Below are 14,168 nucleotides of genomic sequence, written 5' to 3'. Positions count from 1 at the left end.
CGATCCAATCGGGTGGATGTGATGCTGTTATTCAAGACGCTGATTATTGTCGTGCAAGTGCTGTCTGCACTGGGTGTGATCGGACTCGTGCTGCTGCAGCACGGCAAGGGCGCCGACATGGGCGCCGCCTTCGGCAGCGGTGCCTCGGGCAGCCTGTTCGGCGCGACCGGTTCGGCGAACTTTCTGTCGCGCACGACCGCCGTGCTGGCGACGGTCTTTTTCGTCGCGACGCTCGCGCTGACGTACATCGGCTCGTACAAGTCGACGCCGTCGGCCGGCGTGCTCGGCGGCGTGGCGACCGCACCGGCACCTGTTTCGGCGGCATCGACGCCGGCTGCGCCTGCGTCCGCTGCGGCCGCCTCGACGGCGAGCGCGCCGGGCCAGGACGTCCCGAAATAAAAAATTAAAATTTTTCCGTTTGTGCGTTGAACAATTCTGGAAGTCAGGTTAGAATTTAATTCTTGAAGCGATTCGCGGGTAACAGCAGTCAAGCCCGGGTTGCATGCAGTGCCGACGTGGTGAAATTGGTAGACACGCTATCTTGAGGGGGTAGTGGCGAAAGCTGTGCGAGTTCGAGTCTCGCCGTCGGCACCAAAGTTACTCAATGCCAGCCGCTTCTCGTGGCTGGCATTTTTCATTTGTGGGGTGCGCTTTCGGATGTCTTGCGATCGCATGCACTCCGAAATGATCCCTTCCGCCGGATGGTGGTATTCTCCGGACGCTCAGAACCAACCGATAGAGGATTGCCTTGAACCTCGCAGCCTATTACCCCGTCTTGTTGTTCCTTCTCGTGGGCACTGGTTTAGGTATAGCGCTGGTCAGCATCGGCAAGCTCCTGGGTCCCAACAAGCCGGACGTCGAGAAGAACGCACCGTACGAGTGCGGCTTCGAAGCCTTCGAAGACGCCCGGATGAAATTCGACGTCCGGTACTACCTCGTCGCCATCCTGTTCATCATCTTCGATCTCGAAACCGCATTCCTGTTTCCGTGGGGCGTCGCGCTCCGCGACATCGGCTGGCCCGGTTTCATCGCAATGATGATTTTTCTGCTCGAATTCCTGCTGGGCTTTGCCTATATCTGGAAGAAAGGCGGCCTCGACTGGGAGTGATGGGTTAATCGCCGGTTTGCATGGGTGGCCGCGCCCGGTCGCCCGTCTGGAGTGGAAAGCAAATGAGTATCGAAGGGGTCTTGAAGGAAGGGTTTGTCACCACCACGGCTGACAAGCTGATCAACTGGACGCGTACCGGCTCGCTGTGGCCGATGACGTTCGGGCTTGCGTGTTGCGCCGTCGAGATGATGCATGCGGGCGCGGCCCGTTACGATCTGGACCGGTTCGGCGTCGTGTTTCGTCCGAGTCCGCGTCAGTCCGACGTGATGATCGTCGCCGGCACGCTGTGCAACAAGATGGCGCCCGCGCTGCGCCGCGTGTACGACCAGATGGCCGAGCCGCGCTGGGTGATCTCGATGGGGTCGTGCGCGAACGGCGGCGGCTACTACCACTACTCGTACTCGGTGGTTCGCGGCTGCGACCGGATCGTGCCGGTCGACGTCTACGTGCCGGGCTGCCCGCCGACGGCCGAGGCGCTAGTCTACGGCGTGATCCAGCTTCAGGCGAAGATCCGCCGCACCAATACCATCGCCCGTCAATAAGCCCCGAGCGTCCCCCAATATGGCAAGCAAAATCGAGACCCTCAAGGCGAACCTCGAAGCCGCGCTCGGCGCGCGCGTGGTGAGCCTTACCGAAGCGATCGGTGAACTGACGCTCGTCGTGAAGGCGAGCGATTACCTCGACGTCGCGACGACGCTGCGCGACGATCCGAAGCTGCGCTTCGAGCAACTGATCGACCTGTGCGGCGTCGACTACCAGACCTACGGCGACGGCGCCTACGACGGCCCGCGCTTCGCGGCCGTCACGCACCTGCTGTCGGTCACGAACAACTGGCGTCTGCGCCTGCGCGTGTTCGCACCCGACGACGATCTGCCGATCGTTCCGTCGCTCGTCGACATCTGGAATTCCGCGAACTGGTACGAGCGCGAGGCGTTCGACCTGTACGGCATCGTGTTCGAAGGCCACCCCGACCTGCGCCGCATCCTCACCGACTACGGCTTCATCGGCCATCCGTTCCGCAAGGACTTCCCGGTGTCGGGCTACGTCGAAATGCGTTACGACCCGGAAGAGAAGCGCGTCGTGTACCAGCCGGTGACGATCGAGCCGCGCGAAATCACGCCGCGCGTGATCCGCGAGGATCGCTATGGCGGTCTGAAACATTAAGGGGGCGTCATGGCAGAAATCAAGAACTACACGCTCAACTTCGGCCCGCAGCACCCGGCAGCGCACGGCGTGCTGCGCCTCGTGCTCGAGCTCGACGGTGAAGTCATCCAGCGCGCCGATCCGCATATCGGCCTGCTGCACCGCGCGACCGAAAAGCTCGCGGAAAACAAGACCTTCATCCAGTCCGTGCCGTACATGGACCGTCTCGACTACGTGTCGATGATGGTCAACGAGCACGGCTACGTGCTCGCGATCGAGAAACTGCTCGGCATCGCGGTGCCGGAGCGCGCGCAGTACATCCGCGTGCTGTTCGACGAAATCACGCGCGTGCTGAACCACCTCATGTGGATCGGCGCGCACGCACTCGACGTCGGCGCGATGGCGGTGTTCCTGTACGCCTTCCGCGAGCGCGAAGACCTGATGGACGTGTACGAAGCGGTGTCCGGTGCACGGATGCACGCGGCGTACTATCGTCCGGGCGGCGTCTATCGCGACCTGCCGGACGCGATGCCGCAATACAAGGCGTCGAAGATCCGCAACGAGAAAGCGCTCGCGAAGATGAACGAAGCGCGCAGCGGCTCGGTGCTCGACTTCATCGACGACTTCTTCACGCGCTTCCCGAAGTGCATCGACGAGTACGAAACGCTGCTGACCGACAACCGGATCTGGAAACAGCGTCTGGTCGGCATCGGCGTCGTGAGCCCGGAACGTGCGCTGCAGATGGGGCTCACCGGCCCGATGCTGCGCGGCTCGGGCATCGCGTGGGATCTGCGCAAGAAGCAGCCGTACGAAGTGTACGACCGCATGGATTTCGACGTGCCGGTCGGCGTGAACGGCGATTGCTACGACCGCTATCTGGTGCGCGTCGAGGAAATGCGCCAGTCCGTCCGCATCGCGAAACAGTGTATTGAGTGGCTCCGCAAGAATCCGGGCCCCGTGATGACGGACAATCACAAGGTTGCGCCGCCGTCGCGCGTCGGCATGAAGACCAACATGGAAGACTTGATTCACCACTTCAAGCTCTTCACCGAAGGTTTCCATGTGCCGGAAGGCGAAGCGTACGCGGCGGTCGAGCATCCGAAGGGCGAGTTCGGCATCTATCTCGTGTCCGATGGTGCCAACAAGCCGTATCGTCTCAAGATTCGCGCACCGGGCTTCGCGCACCTGGCGTCGCTCGACGAAATGGCGCGCGGTCACATGATCGCCGACGCCGTCACCATCATCGGTACGCAGGACATCGTGTTCGGCGAAATCGATCGCTAATGGTTGCGCCGCCTGCGCGAGCGGGCGGCGAGCAGTAAGTCACACGCGATGCGCGCTGAACCGGCGCGGCTTCGCAAGCTGTCAACAGTGAGCGCCAGGTCTGCCGTCCACGCACGCCGTGCGGCAGGTTGTTCGTTCGGTAGGAATTGAAAGAGTCGTGTCTGAAAATGATCTCAGCTGAAGGCCTGAAGGAAATCGATCGAGCGTTGACGAAGTATCCCGCCGATCAGAAGCAGTCCGCCGTGATGTCGGCGTTGGCCGTCGCTCAGGAAGAGCATGGCTGGCTGTCGCCCGAACTGATGCAGTTCGTTGCGGACTATCTCGGCATGCCGGCCGTCGCCGTGCAGGAAGTCGCGACGTTCTACACGATGTACGAGCTCAAGCCGGTCGGCAAGCACAAGATCACGCTCTGCACGAACCTGCCGTGCCAGCTCGGACCGCACGGCGGCGCGGAGGCGACGGCCGACTACCTGAAACAGAAGCTCGGCATCGACTTCGGCGAGACCACGCCGGACGGCAAGTTCACGCTGAAGGAGGGCGAGTGCTTCGGCGCGTGCGGCGACGCCCCGGTGCTGCTGGTGAACAATCACAAAATGTGCAGCTTCATGAGCCGCGAGAAGATCGACCAGCTGCTTGAGGAGCTCTCGAAATGACGTCCCTTCACGACCGTCACATCAAACCGCTGATCCTCGCTGGTCTGAACGGCGAGAACTGGCATCTCGAAGACTACGTTGCGCGCGGCGGCTACAAGCAGCTGCGCCGCATTCTCGAAGAAAAGATTCCGCCCGAGCAGGTGATCGCCGACGTCAAGGCGTCGGGCCTGCGCGGCCGCGGCGGTGCGGGCTTCCCGACCGGCCTGAAGTGGAGCTTCATGCCGCGTCAGTTCCCGGGGCAGAAGTACCTCGTCTGCAACTCGGACGAAGGCGAGCCGGGCACGTTCAAGGATCGCGACATCCTGCGCTGGAATCCGCATGCGCTGATCGAAGGGATGGCCATCGGCGCCTACGCGATGGGCATCACGGTCGGCTACAACTACATCCACGGCGAGATCTTCGAAGTGTATCGACGCTTCGAGGCGGCGCTGGAAGAGGCACGCGCGGCCGGTTTCCTCGGCGACAACATCATGGGCTCGGAATTCTCGTTCCAGCTCCATGCGCACCACGGCTACGGCGCGTACATCTGCGGCGAGGAAACGGCGCTGCTCGAATCGCTCGAAGGCAAGAAGGGCCAGCCGCGCTTCAAGCCGCCGTTCCCGGCGAGCTTCGGCGTGTACGGCAAGCCGACCACGATCAACAACACCGAGACGTTCGCCGCGGTGCCGTTCCTGCTCGCCGTCGGCCCGCAGAATTATCTCGAGCTCGGCAAGCCGAACAACGGCGGCACGAAGATTTTCTCGGTGTCGGGCGACGTCGAGCGTCCGGGCAACTATGAAGTGCCGCTCGGCACGCCGTTCGCGACGCTGATGGAGCTCGCCGGCGGGATGCGCGGCGGCAAGAAGATCAAGGCCGTGATTCCGGGCGGCTCGTCCGCACCGGTGGTGCCGGGCGACATCATGATGCAGACCGACATGGACTACGACTCGATCGCGAAGGTCGGCTCGATGCTCGGTTCGGGCGCGGTAATCGTGATGGACGAGACGCGCTGCATGGTGCGCTCGCTGCTGCGCCTGTCGTACTTCTACTACGAGGAATCGTGCGGTCAGTGCACGCCGTGCCGCGAAGGTACCGGCTGGCTGTATCGCGTCGTCAACCGCATCGAGCACGGCGAAGGCCGCCAGGAAGACCTGGATCTGCTCAATTCGGTCGCCGAGAACATCATGGGGCGCACGATCTGCGCGCTGGGCGACGCGGCTGCGATGCCGGTGCGCGGGATGCTCAAGCACTACTGGGACGAATTCGCGTACCACGTCGAGCACAAGCGCTGCATGGTCGGCGGTCACGCGCACGCGGCGGCGGCCTGACGCGAAACCGGTTGCGGAATTTGAGCGCACGGTCGGGCGAATGCGCGAACGGGCGGAAATAGGTTAAGGACCATTCACCATCATGGTTGAACTTGAAATAGACGGCAAGAAGGTCGAGGTGCCCGAAGGCAGCATGGTGATCCAGGCTGCGCACAAGGCGGATACGTACATTCCTCACTTCTGCTATCACAAGAAACTGTCGGTCGCGGCCAACTGCCGGATGTGTCTCGTCGAAGTCGAGAAGATGCCGAAGGCCGTGCCTGCCTGCGCGACGCCCGTGTCGGCCGGCATGATCGTGCGCACGCAGTCCGACAAGGCCGTGAAGGCGCAGCAGTCGGTGATGGAATTCCTCCTCATCAACCACCCGCTCGACTGCCCGATCTGCGATCAGGGCGGCGAATGCCAGCTGCAGGATCTGGCGGTCGGCTACGGCAAGTCGTCGTCGCGCTACTCGGAAGAGAAGCGCGTGGTGTTCCACAAGAACGTGGGCCCGCTGATCTCGATGGAAGAGATGTCGCGCTGCATTCACTGCACGCGCTGCGTCCGTTTCGGCCAGGAAATCGCCGGCGTGATGGAGTTCGGCATGCTCGGCCGCGGCGAACATTCGGAAATCACGACCTTCGTCGGCAAGACCGTCGATTCCGAGCTGTCGGGCAACATGATCGACCTGTGCCCGGTCGGCGCGCTGACCAGCAAGCCGTTCCGCTACAGCGCGCGTACCTGGGAACTGTCGCGCCGCAAGTCGGTGAGCCCGCACGATTCCGTCGGCGCGAACCTCGTCGTGCAGGTGAAGAACAACCGCGTGATGCGCGTGCTGCCGTTCGAGAACGAAGCGATCAACGAGTGCTGGATCTCGGACAAGGATCGTTTCTCGTACGAAGGCCTGAACAGCGAAGAGCGCCTGACCAAGCCGATGCTCAAGCAGGGCGGCCAGTGGATCGAGACCGACTGGCAGACCGCGCTCGAGTACGTCGCGAAGGGCCTGAAGGGCATCGCGGCCGATCACGGCGCGAACGCGCTGGCGATGCTGTCGAGCGCGCACAGCACGGCTGAAGAACTGTTCCTGCTGAAACAGCTCGCAGACGAACTGAAGACGCCGAACGTCGATTTCCGTCTGCGTCAGCTCGATTTCTCGGCGCCCGTCGACGGCGCGCCGTGGCTCGGCATGCCGATCGCCGATCTGTCGAACGTGAACGCCGCGTTCGTCGTCGGTTCGGATCTGCGCCGCGATCACCCGCTGTTCGCAGCGCGCCTGCGTCAGGCCGCGAAGAACGGCGCGAAGGTGCATTTCCTGCACGCGACCGGCGACGACGCCCTGATCCCGACCGCGCAGCGCATCGTCGCCGCGCCGTCCGCCTGGCTCGACGAACTCGCCGGCATCGCCGCGGCGGTCGCGCAACTGCGCAGCGTCGCGCTGCCGGACACGCTCGCGGGCGTCACGGCGTCGGCGGCCGCGCAGGCTGTCGCACAGTCGCTCGCGAACGGCGAGCGTCGCGTGCTGCTGCTCGGCAACGCGGCCGTCCGTCATCCGGAATTCGCGAAGCTGCACGCCGTCGCGCAGTGGATCGCCGACAACACCGGCGCAACCTTCGGCTTCCTGACCGAAGCGGCGAACACGGTCGGCGCGCACGTCGTCGGCGCACTGCCGGGCCACGGCGGGCTGAATGCGCGCGAAGCGTTCGCGCAGCCGCGCAAGGGCTACGTGCTGCTGAACGTCGAGCCGGAATTCGACACGGCCGATCCGGTGCAGGCGCTCGCCGCGCTGAACCAGGCCGAGATGGTCGTCGTGATGTCGCCGTTCAAGCACGGTCTCGACTATGCGGACGTGCTGCTGCCGATCGCGCCGTTCACCGAAACGGCCGGCACGTTCGTCAACGCGGAAGGCACCGTGCAGAGCTTCAACGGCGTCGTGCGTCCGCTCGGCGAAACGCGTCCGGCGTGGAAGGTGCTGCGCGTGCTCGGCAGCCTGCTCGGCCTGCCGAACTTCGAATACGAAACGGCGGAAGAAGTGCGCCTCGCCGCACTTGGCGAAGCAGGCGTCGCGAGCCGTCTGTCGAACAAGACGTCGGTCGCGCCGGCGCGCGTCGCGGCGAAGGCCGCGAACGGCAGCCTCGAGCGCCTCGCCGACGTGCCGATCTATCACGCCGACGCACTCGTGCGCCGTGCGGGTGCGCTGCACCTGACGGCGGCCGCGAAGGCGGCGAACACCGTCGGCCTGCCGGCCGCGCTGTTCGACAAGCTGGGCTTGAAGGAAGGCGACGCGGTGCGCGTGCGCCAGGGCGAGCGTGCGGTGCAGTTGCCGGCCGTGCGCGACGCGAATCTTGCGGAGACGGTCGTTCGCGTGTCGGCGGCGACGCCTGCCGGCGCAGCGCTCGGCAGCCTGTCCGGTGAACTGGTGGTGGAGAAGGCGTAAATGAGCTTGTTCGATACGATCAACGCGGGCGGAGCCCAGCTTCTCGGCGTCGCATGGCCGACGGTGTGGGCGCTCGTGCGCATCCTCGTCGTCGCCGTCGTGATCCTGCTGTGCGTCGCGTACCTGATTCTGTGGGAGCGCAAGCTGATCGGCTGGATGCACGTGCGTCTCGGCCCGAACCGCGTCGGCCCGGCCGGCCTGCTGCAGCCGATCGCCGACGTGCTGAAGCTGCTTCTGAAAGAGGTGATTCAGCCGACCGCCGCCAGCCGCTGGCTGTACCTGATCGCGCCGATCATGACCGTCGTGCCGGCGTTCGCGGTGTGGGCGGTGATCCCGTTCCAGGCCGAAGCGGTGCTCGCGAACGTGAACGCGGGCCTGCTCTACGCGATGGCGATCTCGTCGATCGGCGTGTACGCGGTGATTCTCGCCGGCTGGGCGTCGAACTCGAAGTACGCGTTCCTCGGCGCGATGCGCGCCGCGGCCCAGATGGTGTCGTACGAAATCTCGATGGGCTTCGCGCTCGTGCTCGTGCTGATGACGGCCGGCAGCCTGAACCTCTCGGAAATCGTCAATTCGCAGCAGCACGGCTTCTTCGCCGGCCACGGCGTGAACTTCCTGTCGTGGAACTGGCTGCCGCTGCTGCCGGCCTTCGTCGTCTACTTCATCTCGGGCATCGCCGAAACGAACCGTCACCCGTTCGACGTGGTGGAAGGGGAGTCGGAAATCGTCGCCGGTCACATGATCGACTACTCGGGCATGGCGTTCGCGCTGTTCTTCCTCGCCGAGTACATCAACATGATCGTGATCTCGGCACTGGCCGCGACGCTGTTCCTCGGCGGCTGGGATGCACCGTTCGAATTCCTGTCGTTCATCCCGGGCATCTTCTGGCTGGTGTTGAAGGTATTCGCGCTGCTGTCGGTGTTCATCTGGGTGCGCGCGACGTTCCCGCGCTTCCGTTACGACCAGATCATGCGCCTCGGCTGGAAGGTGTTCCTGCCCGTCACGGTGATCTGGGTGGTCGTGGTCGGCTTCTGGATGATGTCGCCGCTCAACATCTGGGTGAAGTAATCGGACGAAATCATGACGGCAATCCAACACTTCTTTAAGACCTTCTTCCTGACCGAACTGCTGAAGGGGCTCGCGCTGACCGGCCGTTACACGTTCCGGCGCAAGTTCACCGTGCAGTTCCCGGAAGAGAAGACGCCGATTTCGCCGCGTTTTCGCGGGCTGCACGCGCTGCGCCGCTACGAGAACGGCGAAGAGCGCTGCATCGCATGCAAGCTGTGCGAGGCCGTGTGCCCGGCGCTCGCCATCACGATCGAATCGGAAACGCGCGCGGACAACACGCGCCGCACGACGCGCTACGACATCGACCTGACCAAGTGCATCTTCTGCGGTTTCTGCGAAGAAAGCTGCCCGGTCGATTCGATCGTCGAGACGCAGATTCTCGAGTACCACGGCGAAAAGCGCGGCGACCTGTATTTCACGAAGGAAATGCTGCTCGCGGTGGGCGATCGCTACGAGAAGGACATCGCCGCGGCGAAGGCTGCCGACGCGCCGTATCGTTGATTGTGTTTGCAGTGCCGGCCCGCGCATCGGCGATGTACGGGCTGTGCCGCCGCGACGGGTGCGGCACGCGAGAGCGTCCCGCAAGCCGCGCCTGACTATGGCCTAACGATGAACCGGTAATCATGGAATTCACGACCGTACTGTTCTACATCTTCGCGCTGCTCCTGGTGGTATCAGGGCTGAAGGTGATCACTTCGCGCAACCCGGTGGCGTCTGCGCTTTTCCTTGTGCTGGCGTTCTTCAACGCCGCCGCGATCTGGATGCTGCTCGAAGCGGAGTTCCTCGCGATCCTGCTGGTGCTGGTCTACGTGGGCGCCGTGATGGTGCTGTTCCTGTTCGTCGTGATGATGCTGGACATCAACATCGACTTCCTGCGACGCGACTTCAAGCGCTTCGTGCCGATGGCGACCGTCGTCGGCGCGATCATCGTGATAGAAACGGCGCTGATCCTGTGGCGCGGCTACGGCGACACGCATGCCGTGCACGCGATGACGTCGGGTGCGACCGAAGGCTGGTCGAACACGCGCCTGATCGGCAAGGTGATCTACACCGACTACATCTTCGCGTTCGAAATCGCCGGCCTCGTGCTGCTGGTCGCGATCATCGCCGCGATCGGGCTGACCTCGCACAAGGGCAAGGACAGCAAGCGCCAGCGCGTGTCGGATCAGGTCAAGGTGCGTCGCGACGATCGCGTGCGCCTCGTGAAGATGGAAGCGGACAAGCCGCAGCCGGAAACGGCGCAGAGCGAAGCCGGTACGGGCGCGAACGGCTAAGCGGAGGAAAAGAAAACCATGTTGACTCTTGCTCACTACCTCGTGCTCGGCGCGATCCTGTTCGCGATCGCGATCGTCGGGATTTTCCTGAACCGCCGCAACATCATCATCATCCTGATGGCGATCGAACTGATGTTGCTCGCGGTGAACACCAACTTCGTCGCGTTCTCGCACTACCTCGGCGACGTGCACGGCCAGATCTTCGTGTTCTTCGTGCTGACCGTCGCCGCAGCGGAAGCCGCGATCGGTCTCGCGATTCTGGTGACCCTGTTCCGTAAGCTCGACACGATCAATGTCGAGGATCTCGATCAGCTCAAAGGTTAATTTCAGGCAACGCTGTTATGTCAACGACACTCAATGAAAACCTGCTGCTGGCGGTTCCGCTCGCTCCGCTGGCCGGCTCGCTGATTGCGGGGCTGTTCGGGAACGCAGTCGGGCGCAAGGGCGCACACCGGATCACGATCCTCGGCGTATTGATCGCGTTCCTGCTGTCGGCGAAAGTCTTCGTCGACGTGATGGGCGGCGCAAGCTTCAACGCGACCGTCTACGAATGGATGCACGTCGGCTCGCTGAAGCTCGAAGTCGGCTTCCTCGTCGATTCGCTGACGGCGATGATGATGGTCGTCGTGACCTTCGTGTCGCTGATGGTGCACATTTACACGATCGGCTACATGTCGGAAGAGGACGGCTACCAGCGCTTCTTCTCGTACATCTCGCTGTTCACGTTCTCGATGCTGATGCTCGTGATGAGCAACAACTTCCTGCAGCTGTTCTTCGGCTGGGAAGCGGTGGGTCTGGTGTCGTACCTGCTGATCGGCTTCTACTTCACGCGTGAGAGCGCGATCTACGCGAACATGAAGGCGTTCCTCGTGAACCGCGTGGGCGACTTCGGCTTCCTGCTCGGCATCGGCCTGCTGCTCGCGTTCGCCGGCTCGATGAACTACGGCGAAGTGTTCGCGAAGCGCGCGGAACTCGCGAGCCTGCATTTCCCGGGCACCGACTGGGGCCTGCTGACGGTCGCCTGCATCTGCCTGTTCATCGGCGCGATGGGCAAGTCGGCGCAGTTCCCGCTGCACGTCTGGCTGCCCGACTCGATGGAAGGCCCGACGCCGATCTCGGCGCTGATTCACGCGGCGACGATGGTGACGGCCGGCATCTTCATGGTGTCGCGCATGTCGCCGCTGTTCGAGCTGTCGGATACCGCGCTGTCGTTCATCACGGTGATCGGCGCGATCACGGCGCTGTTCATGGGCTTCCTCGGGATCGTCCAGAACGACATCAAGCGTGTCGTCGCTTACTCGACGCTGTCGCAGCTCGGCTACATGACGGTCGCGCTCGGCGTGTCCGCCTATCCGGTGGCGGTGTTCCACCTGATGACGCACGCGTTCTTCAAGGCGCTGCTGTTCCTCGGCGCCGGCTCGGTGATCATCGGCATGCATCACGATCAGGACATGCGCAACATGGGCGGCCTGCGCAAGTACATGCCGATCACCTGGATCACGTCGCTGATCGGTTCGCTTGCGCTGATCGGTACGCCGTTCTTCTCGGGCTTCTACTCGAAGGACTCGATCATCGACGCGGTGAAGCTGTCGCACCTGCCGGGTTCGGGCTTCGCGTACTTCGCGGTCGTCGCGAGCGTGTTCGTCACGGCGCTGTACTCGTTCCGCATGTACTTCCTCGTGTTCCACGGCGAAGAGCGCTTCCGCCATCCGAAGCATCCCGAGTCGCCGATGGGCATGGCGGCCGCGCACGGCCACGACGATCACGGCCATGGCCACGGTCATGACGATCACGCACACGAGCCGCACGAGACCCCGTGGGTCGTCTGGGTGCCGCTGGTCCTGCTGGCGATCCCGTCGGTGATCATCGGTGCGATCGCGATCGGCCCGATGCTGTTCGGCGATTTCTTCCAGCACGGCGTCGCGTTCGACAAGGTGATCTTCATCGGCGAAAACCATCCGGCGCTGGCCGAGATGGCCGAGGAGTTCCACGGCTGGGTCGGCATGGGCCTGCATTCGGTATCGGGCCTGCCGGTGTGGCTGGCGCTGGCCGGTGTCGTCGTCGCATGGTTCCTGTATCTGAAGCGTCCGGATCTGCCGGCGTCGATCCGCCGCGCGTTCGGTCCGATCTATACGCTGCTGGATAACAAGTACTACATGGACAAGATCAACGAAGTGGTGTTCGCCCGCGGTTCGGTGGCGATCGGCCGCGGCCTGTGGAAGGAGGGCGACGTCGTGGTGATCGACGGCCTCGTCAACGGCAGCGCCAAGTTCATCGGCTGGTTCGCCAGCGTGATCCGCTTCCTCCAATCCGGTTACATCTATCACTACGCGTTCGCCATGATCATCGGCATGCTGGGGCTCCTGACCCTGTTTGTAACGCTCGGCGGCAAATAAGGCGGGGGGACAACTAATGCACGCTTTTCCGATTCTCAGTACCGCGATCTGGCTGCCGATCGTTTTCGGCCTCCTCGTGCTCGCGGTCGGTAACGACAAGAACCCGGGGCCGGCACGCTGGATCGCGCTGATCGGCTCGCTGCTCGGTCTCGCCGTCACGATCCCGCTGATCACGGGCTTCGATGCGAGCACCGCTGCGCTGCAGTTCGTCGAGCAATCGACGTGGATCGAGCGCTTCAAGATTTCGTATCACCTCGGCGTCGACGGCATCTCGATGTGGTTCGTGGTGCTGACCGCGCTGATCACGGTGATCGTCGTGATCGCTGCGTGGGAAGTGATCACCGAGAACGTCGCGCAGTACCTCGCCGCGTTCCTGATCCTGTCCGGGATCATGATCGGCGTGTTCTCGGCGGCCGACGGCCTGCTGTTCTACGTGTTCTTCGAGGCGACGCTGATCCCGATGTACATCATCATCGGCGTGTGGGGCGGCCCGAACCGCGTGTACGCGGCGTTCAAGTTCTTCCTGTACACGCTGGCCGGCTCGCTGCTGATGCTGGTCGCGCTGATCTACCTGTACACCGAGACGCACTCGTTCGACCTCGCGACGTGGCAGAACGCGAAGATCGCCATGACGCCGCAGATCCTGCTGTTCATCGCCTTCTTCCTCGCGTTCGCGGTGAAGGTGCCGATGTGGCCGGTCCACACCTGGCTACCGGATGCGCACGTGGAAGCGCCGACGGGCGGCTCGGTCGTGCTGGCGGCGATCATGCTGAAGCTCGGCGCATACGGTTTCCTGCGTTTCTCGCTGCCGATCACGCCTGACGCAAGCCACTTCCTCGCACCGGTCGTGATCACGCTGTCGCTGATCGCGGTGATCTACATCGGCCTCGTCGCGATGGTGCAGGCCGACATGAAGAAGCTCGTCGCTTATTCGTCGATCGCGCACATGGGCTTCGTGACGCTCGGCTTCTTCATCTTCAACCAGCTCGGCGTCGAAGGCGCGATCGTGCAGATGATCTCGCACGGTTTCGTGTCGGGCGCGATGTTCCTCTGCATCGGCGTGCTGTACGACCGCGTGCACTCGCGCCAGATCGCCGACTACGGCGGCGTCGTCAACGTGATGCCGAAGTTCGCGGCGTTCGCGATGCTGTTCTCGATGGCGAACTGCGGCCTGCCGGGCACGTCCGGTTTCGTCGGCGAGTTCATGGTGATTCTCGCGGCCGTCCAGTACAACTTCTGGATCGCCTTCGGCGCGGCGTTCACGCTGATCCTCGGCGCGGCCTACACGCTGTGGATGTACAAGCGCGTCTACTTCGGCGCGGTCGCGAACGATCACGTCGCGAAGCTGAAGGACATCGGCCGCCGCGAATTCCTGATGCTCGCCGTGCTTGCCGCGTTCACGCTGCTGATGGGCCTGTATCCGAAGCCCTTCACCGACGTGATGCACGTTTCCGTGGAAAACCTCCTCTCCCATGTCGCGCAGTCGAAGCTGCCGCTGGCCCAGTAATCGCGAGCGGAGGAA

The 14,168-nt window shown here is 63.4% G+C and carries 14 protein-coding genes and 1 tRNA gene; all 15 read left to right on the top strand.

Annotated features, from left to right (window positions below; translation table 11 throughout):
- The first annotated feature begins 21 nt into the window (after nucleotides 1–21).
- The 15 genes from secG to NP80_RS24125 all read left to right on the top strand — a co-directional run bounded on the left by secG (nucleotide 22) and on the right by NP80_RS24125 (nucleotide 14,153).
- The gene (gene secG, locus NP80_RS24195; protein WP_006398797.1) at nucleotides 22–399 is read left to right on the top strand and encodes a preprotein translocase subunit SecG; all 378 of its coding nucleotides are present in this window, start codon (nucleotides 22–24) and stop codon (nucleotides 397–399) included.
- 110 nt (nucleotides 400–509) lie between these two features.
- Nucleotides 510–594, top strand: a tRNA-Leu gene (locus NP80_RS24190).
- Between the two features lie 154 nt (nucleotides 595–748).
- Nucleotides 749–1,108, top strand: coding sequence for an NADH-quinone oxidoreductase subunit A (locus NP80_RS24185; protein WP_006398798.1), 360 nt, complete (start codon nucleotides 749–751; stop codon nucleotides 1,106–1,108).
- A gap of 62 nt (nucleotides 1,109–1,170) precedes the next feature.
- Nucleotides 1,171–1,650 (top strand): NuoB/complex I 20 kDa subunit family protein, encoded by a 480-nt coding sequence (locus NP80_RS24180; protein WP_006398799.1) that lies wholly within the window; start codon nucleotides 1,171–1,173, stop codon nucleotides 1,648–1,650.
- 19 nt (nucleotides 1,651–1,669) lie between these two features.
- Entirely contained in the window at nucleotides 1,670–2,272 is a 603-nt protein-coding gene (locus tag NP80_RS24175) for an NADH-quinone oxidoreductase subunit C (RefSeq protein ID WP_006398800.1), read from the top strand.
- A gap of 9 nt (nucleotides 2,273–2,281) precedes the next feature.
- Complete coding sequence (locus NP80_RS24170; protein WP_006398801.1) at nucleotides 2,282–3,535, top strand: NADH-quinone oxidoreductase subunit D; 1,254 nt, start codon at nucleotides 2,282–2,284, stop codon at nucleotides 3,533–3,535.
- A gap of 167 nt (nucleotides 3,536–3,702) precedes the next feature.
- A complete protein-coding gene (gene nuoE, locus NP80_RS24165; RefSeq protein WP_006398802.1) occupies nucleotides 3,703–4,188 on the top strand; it encodes an NADH-quinone oxidoreductase subunit NuoE in 486 nt (161 codons plus the stop codon).
- The gene (gene nuoF / locus NP80_RS24160) at nucleotides 4,185–5,495 is read left to right on the top strand and encodes an NADH-quinone oxidoreductase subunit NuoF (RefSeq protein ID WP_006398803.1); all 1,311 of its coding nucleotides are present in this window, start codon (nucleotides 4,185–4,187) and stop codon (nucleotides 5,493–5,495) included. Before nuoE ends, nuoF begins: the two co-directional genes overlap by 4 nt.
- A gap of 82 nt (nucleotides 5,496–5,577) precedes the next feature.
- Nucleotides 5,578–7,908, top strand: a complete 2,331-nt coding sequence (gene nuoG / locus NP80_RS24155) for an NADH-quinone oxidoreductase subunit NuoG (protein WP_006405564.1) — start codon at nucleotides 5,578–5,580, stop codon at nucleotides 7,906–7,908.
- A complete protein-coding gene (gene nuoH / locus NP80_RS24150; RefSeq protein WP_006398805.1) occupies nucleotides 7,909–8,976 on the top strand; it encodes an NADH-quinone oxidoreductase subunit NuoH in 1,068 nt (355 codons plus the stop codon).
- Between the two features lie 12 nt (nucleotides 8,977–8,988).
- Nucleotides 8,989–9,477: an NADH-quinone oxidoreductase subunit NuoI gene (gene nuoI, locus NP80_RS24145; RefSeq protein ID WP_006398806.1), complete on the top strand. Its 489-nt coding sequence runs from the start codon at nucleotides 8,989–8,991 to the stop codon at nucleotides 9,475–9,477.
- A gap of 122 nt (nucleotides 9,478–9,599) precedes the next feature.
- Nucleotides 9,600–10,250, top strand: a complete 651-nt coding sequence (locus NP80_RS24140; RefSeq protein WP_006405563.1) for an NADH-quinone oxidoreductase subunit J — start codon at nucleotides 9,600–9,602, stop codon at nucleotides 10,248–10,250.
- A gap of 18 nt (nucleotides 10,251–10,268) precedes the next feature.
- The gene (gene nuoK / locus NP80_RS24135) at nucleotides 10,269–10,574 is read left to right on the top strand and encodes an NADH-quinone oxidoreductase subunit NuoK (RefSeq protein ID WP_004185739.1); all 306 of its coding nucleotides are present in this window, start codon (nucleotides 10,269–10,271) and stop codon (nucleotides 10,572–10,574) included.
- Nucleotides 10,575–10,591: 17 nt separating this feature from the next.
- Nucleotides 10,592–12,646 (top strand): NADH-quinone oxidoreductase subunit L, encoded by a 2,055-nt coding sequence (gene nuoL, locus NP80_RS24130; protein ID WP_006410108.1) that lies wholly within the window; start codon nucleotides 10,592–10,594, stop codon nucleotides 12,644–12,646.
- A 16-nt stretch (nucleotides 12,647–12,662) separates the two neighbouring features.
- A complete protein-coding gene (locus tag NP80_RS24125; protein ID WP_006405561.1) occupies nucleotides 12,663–14,153 on the top strand; it encodes an NADH-quinone oxidoreductase subunit M in 1,491 nt (496 codons plus the stop codon).
- Nucleotides 14,154–14,168: the final 15 nt, after the last annotated feature.

Origin of the sequence: Burkholderia multivorans ATCC BAA-247 (assembly GCF_000959525.1) — a bacterium.
In the GTDB taxonomy this organism is placed as follows: domain Bacteria; phylum Pseudomonadota; class Gammaproteobacteria; order Burkholderiales; family Burkholderiaceae; genus Burkholderia; species Burkholderia multivorans.
This window is presented reverse-complemented; position numbering and strand designations above follow the sequence as displayed.

Bases quoted from the DNA above. Each gene is read 5' to 3' on its own strand.
- nuoI (WP_006398806.1), top strand. From the start codon at position 8,989: ATGACGGCAATCCAACACTTCTTTAAGACCTTCTTCCTGACCGAACTG.
- secG (WP_006398797.1), top strand. From the start codon at position 22: ATGCTGTTATTCAAGACGCTGATTATTGTCGTGCAAGTGCTGTCTGCA.
- nuoF (WP_006398803.1), top strand. From the start codon at position 4,185: ATGACGTCCCTTCACGACCGTCACATCAAACCGCTGATCCTCGCTGGT.
- nuoE (WP_006398802.1), top strand. From the start codon at position 3,703: ATGATCTCAGCTGAAGGCCTGAAGGAAATCGATCGAGCGTTGACGAAG.
- NP80_RS24170 (WP_006398801.1), top strand. From the start codon at position 2,282: ATGGCAGAAATCAAGAACTACACGCTCAACTTCGGCCCGCAGCACCCG.
- nuoG (WP_006405564.1), top strand. From the start codon at position 5,578: ATGGTTGAACTTGAAATAGACGGCAAGAAGGTCGAGGTGCCCGAAGGC.
- NP80_RS24175 (WP_006398800.1), top strand. From the start codon at position 1,670: ATGGCAAGCAAAATCGAGACCCTCAAGGCGAACCTCGAAGCCGCGCTC.
- NP80_RS24180 (WP_006398799.1), top strand. From the start codon at position 1,171: ATGAGTATCGAAGGGGTCTTGAAGGAAGGGTTTGTCACCACCACGGCT.
- NP80_RS24125 (WP_006405561.1), top strand. From the start codon at position 12,663: ATGCACGCTTTTCCGATTCTCAGTACCGCGATCTGGCTGCCGATCGTT.
- NP80_RS24140 (WP_006405563.1), top strand. From the start codon at position 9,600: ATGGAATTCACGACCGTACTGTTCTACATCTTCGCGCTGCTCCTGGTG.
- nuoH (WP_006398805.1), top strand. From the start codon at position 7,909: ATGAGCTTGTTCGATACGATCAACGCGGGCGGAGCCCAGCTTCTCGGC.
- nuoK (WP_004185739.1), top strand. From the start codon at position 10,269: ATGTTGACTCTTGCTCACTACCTCGTGCTCGGCGCGATCCTGTTCGCG.
- nuoL (WP_006410108.1), top strand. From the start codon at position 10,592: ATGTCAACGACACTCAATGAAAACCTGCTGCTGGCGGTTCCGCTCGCT.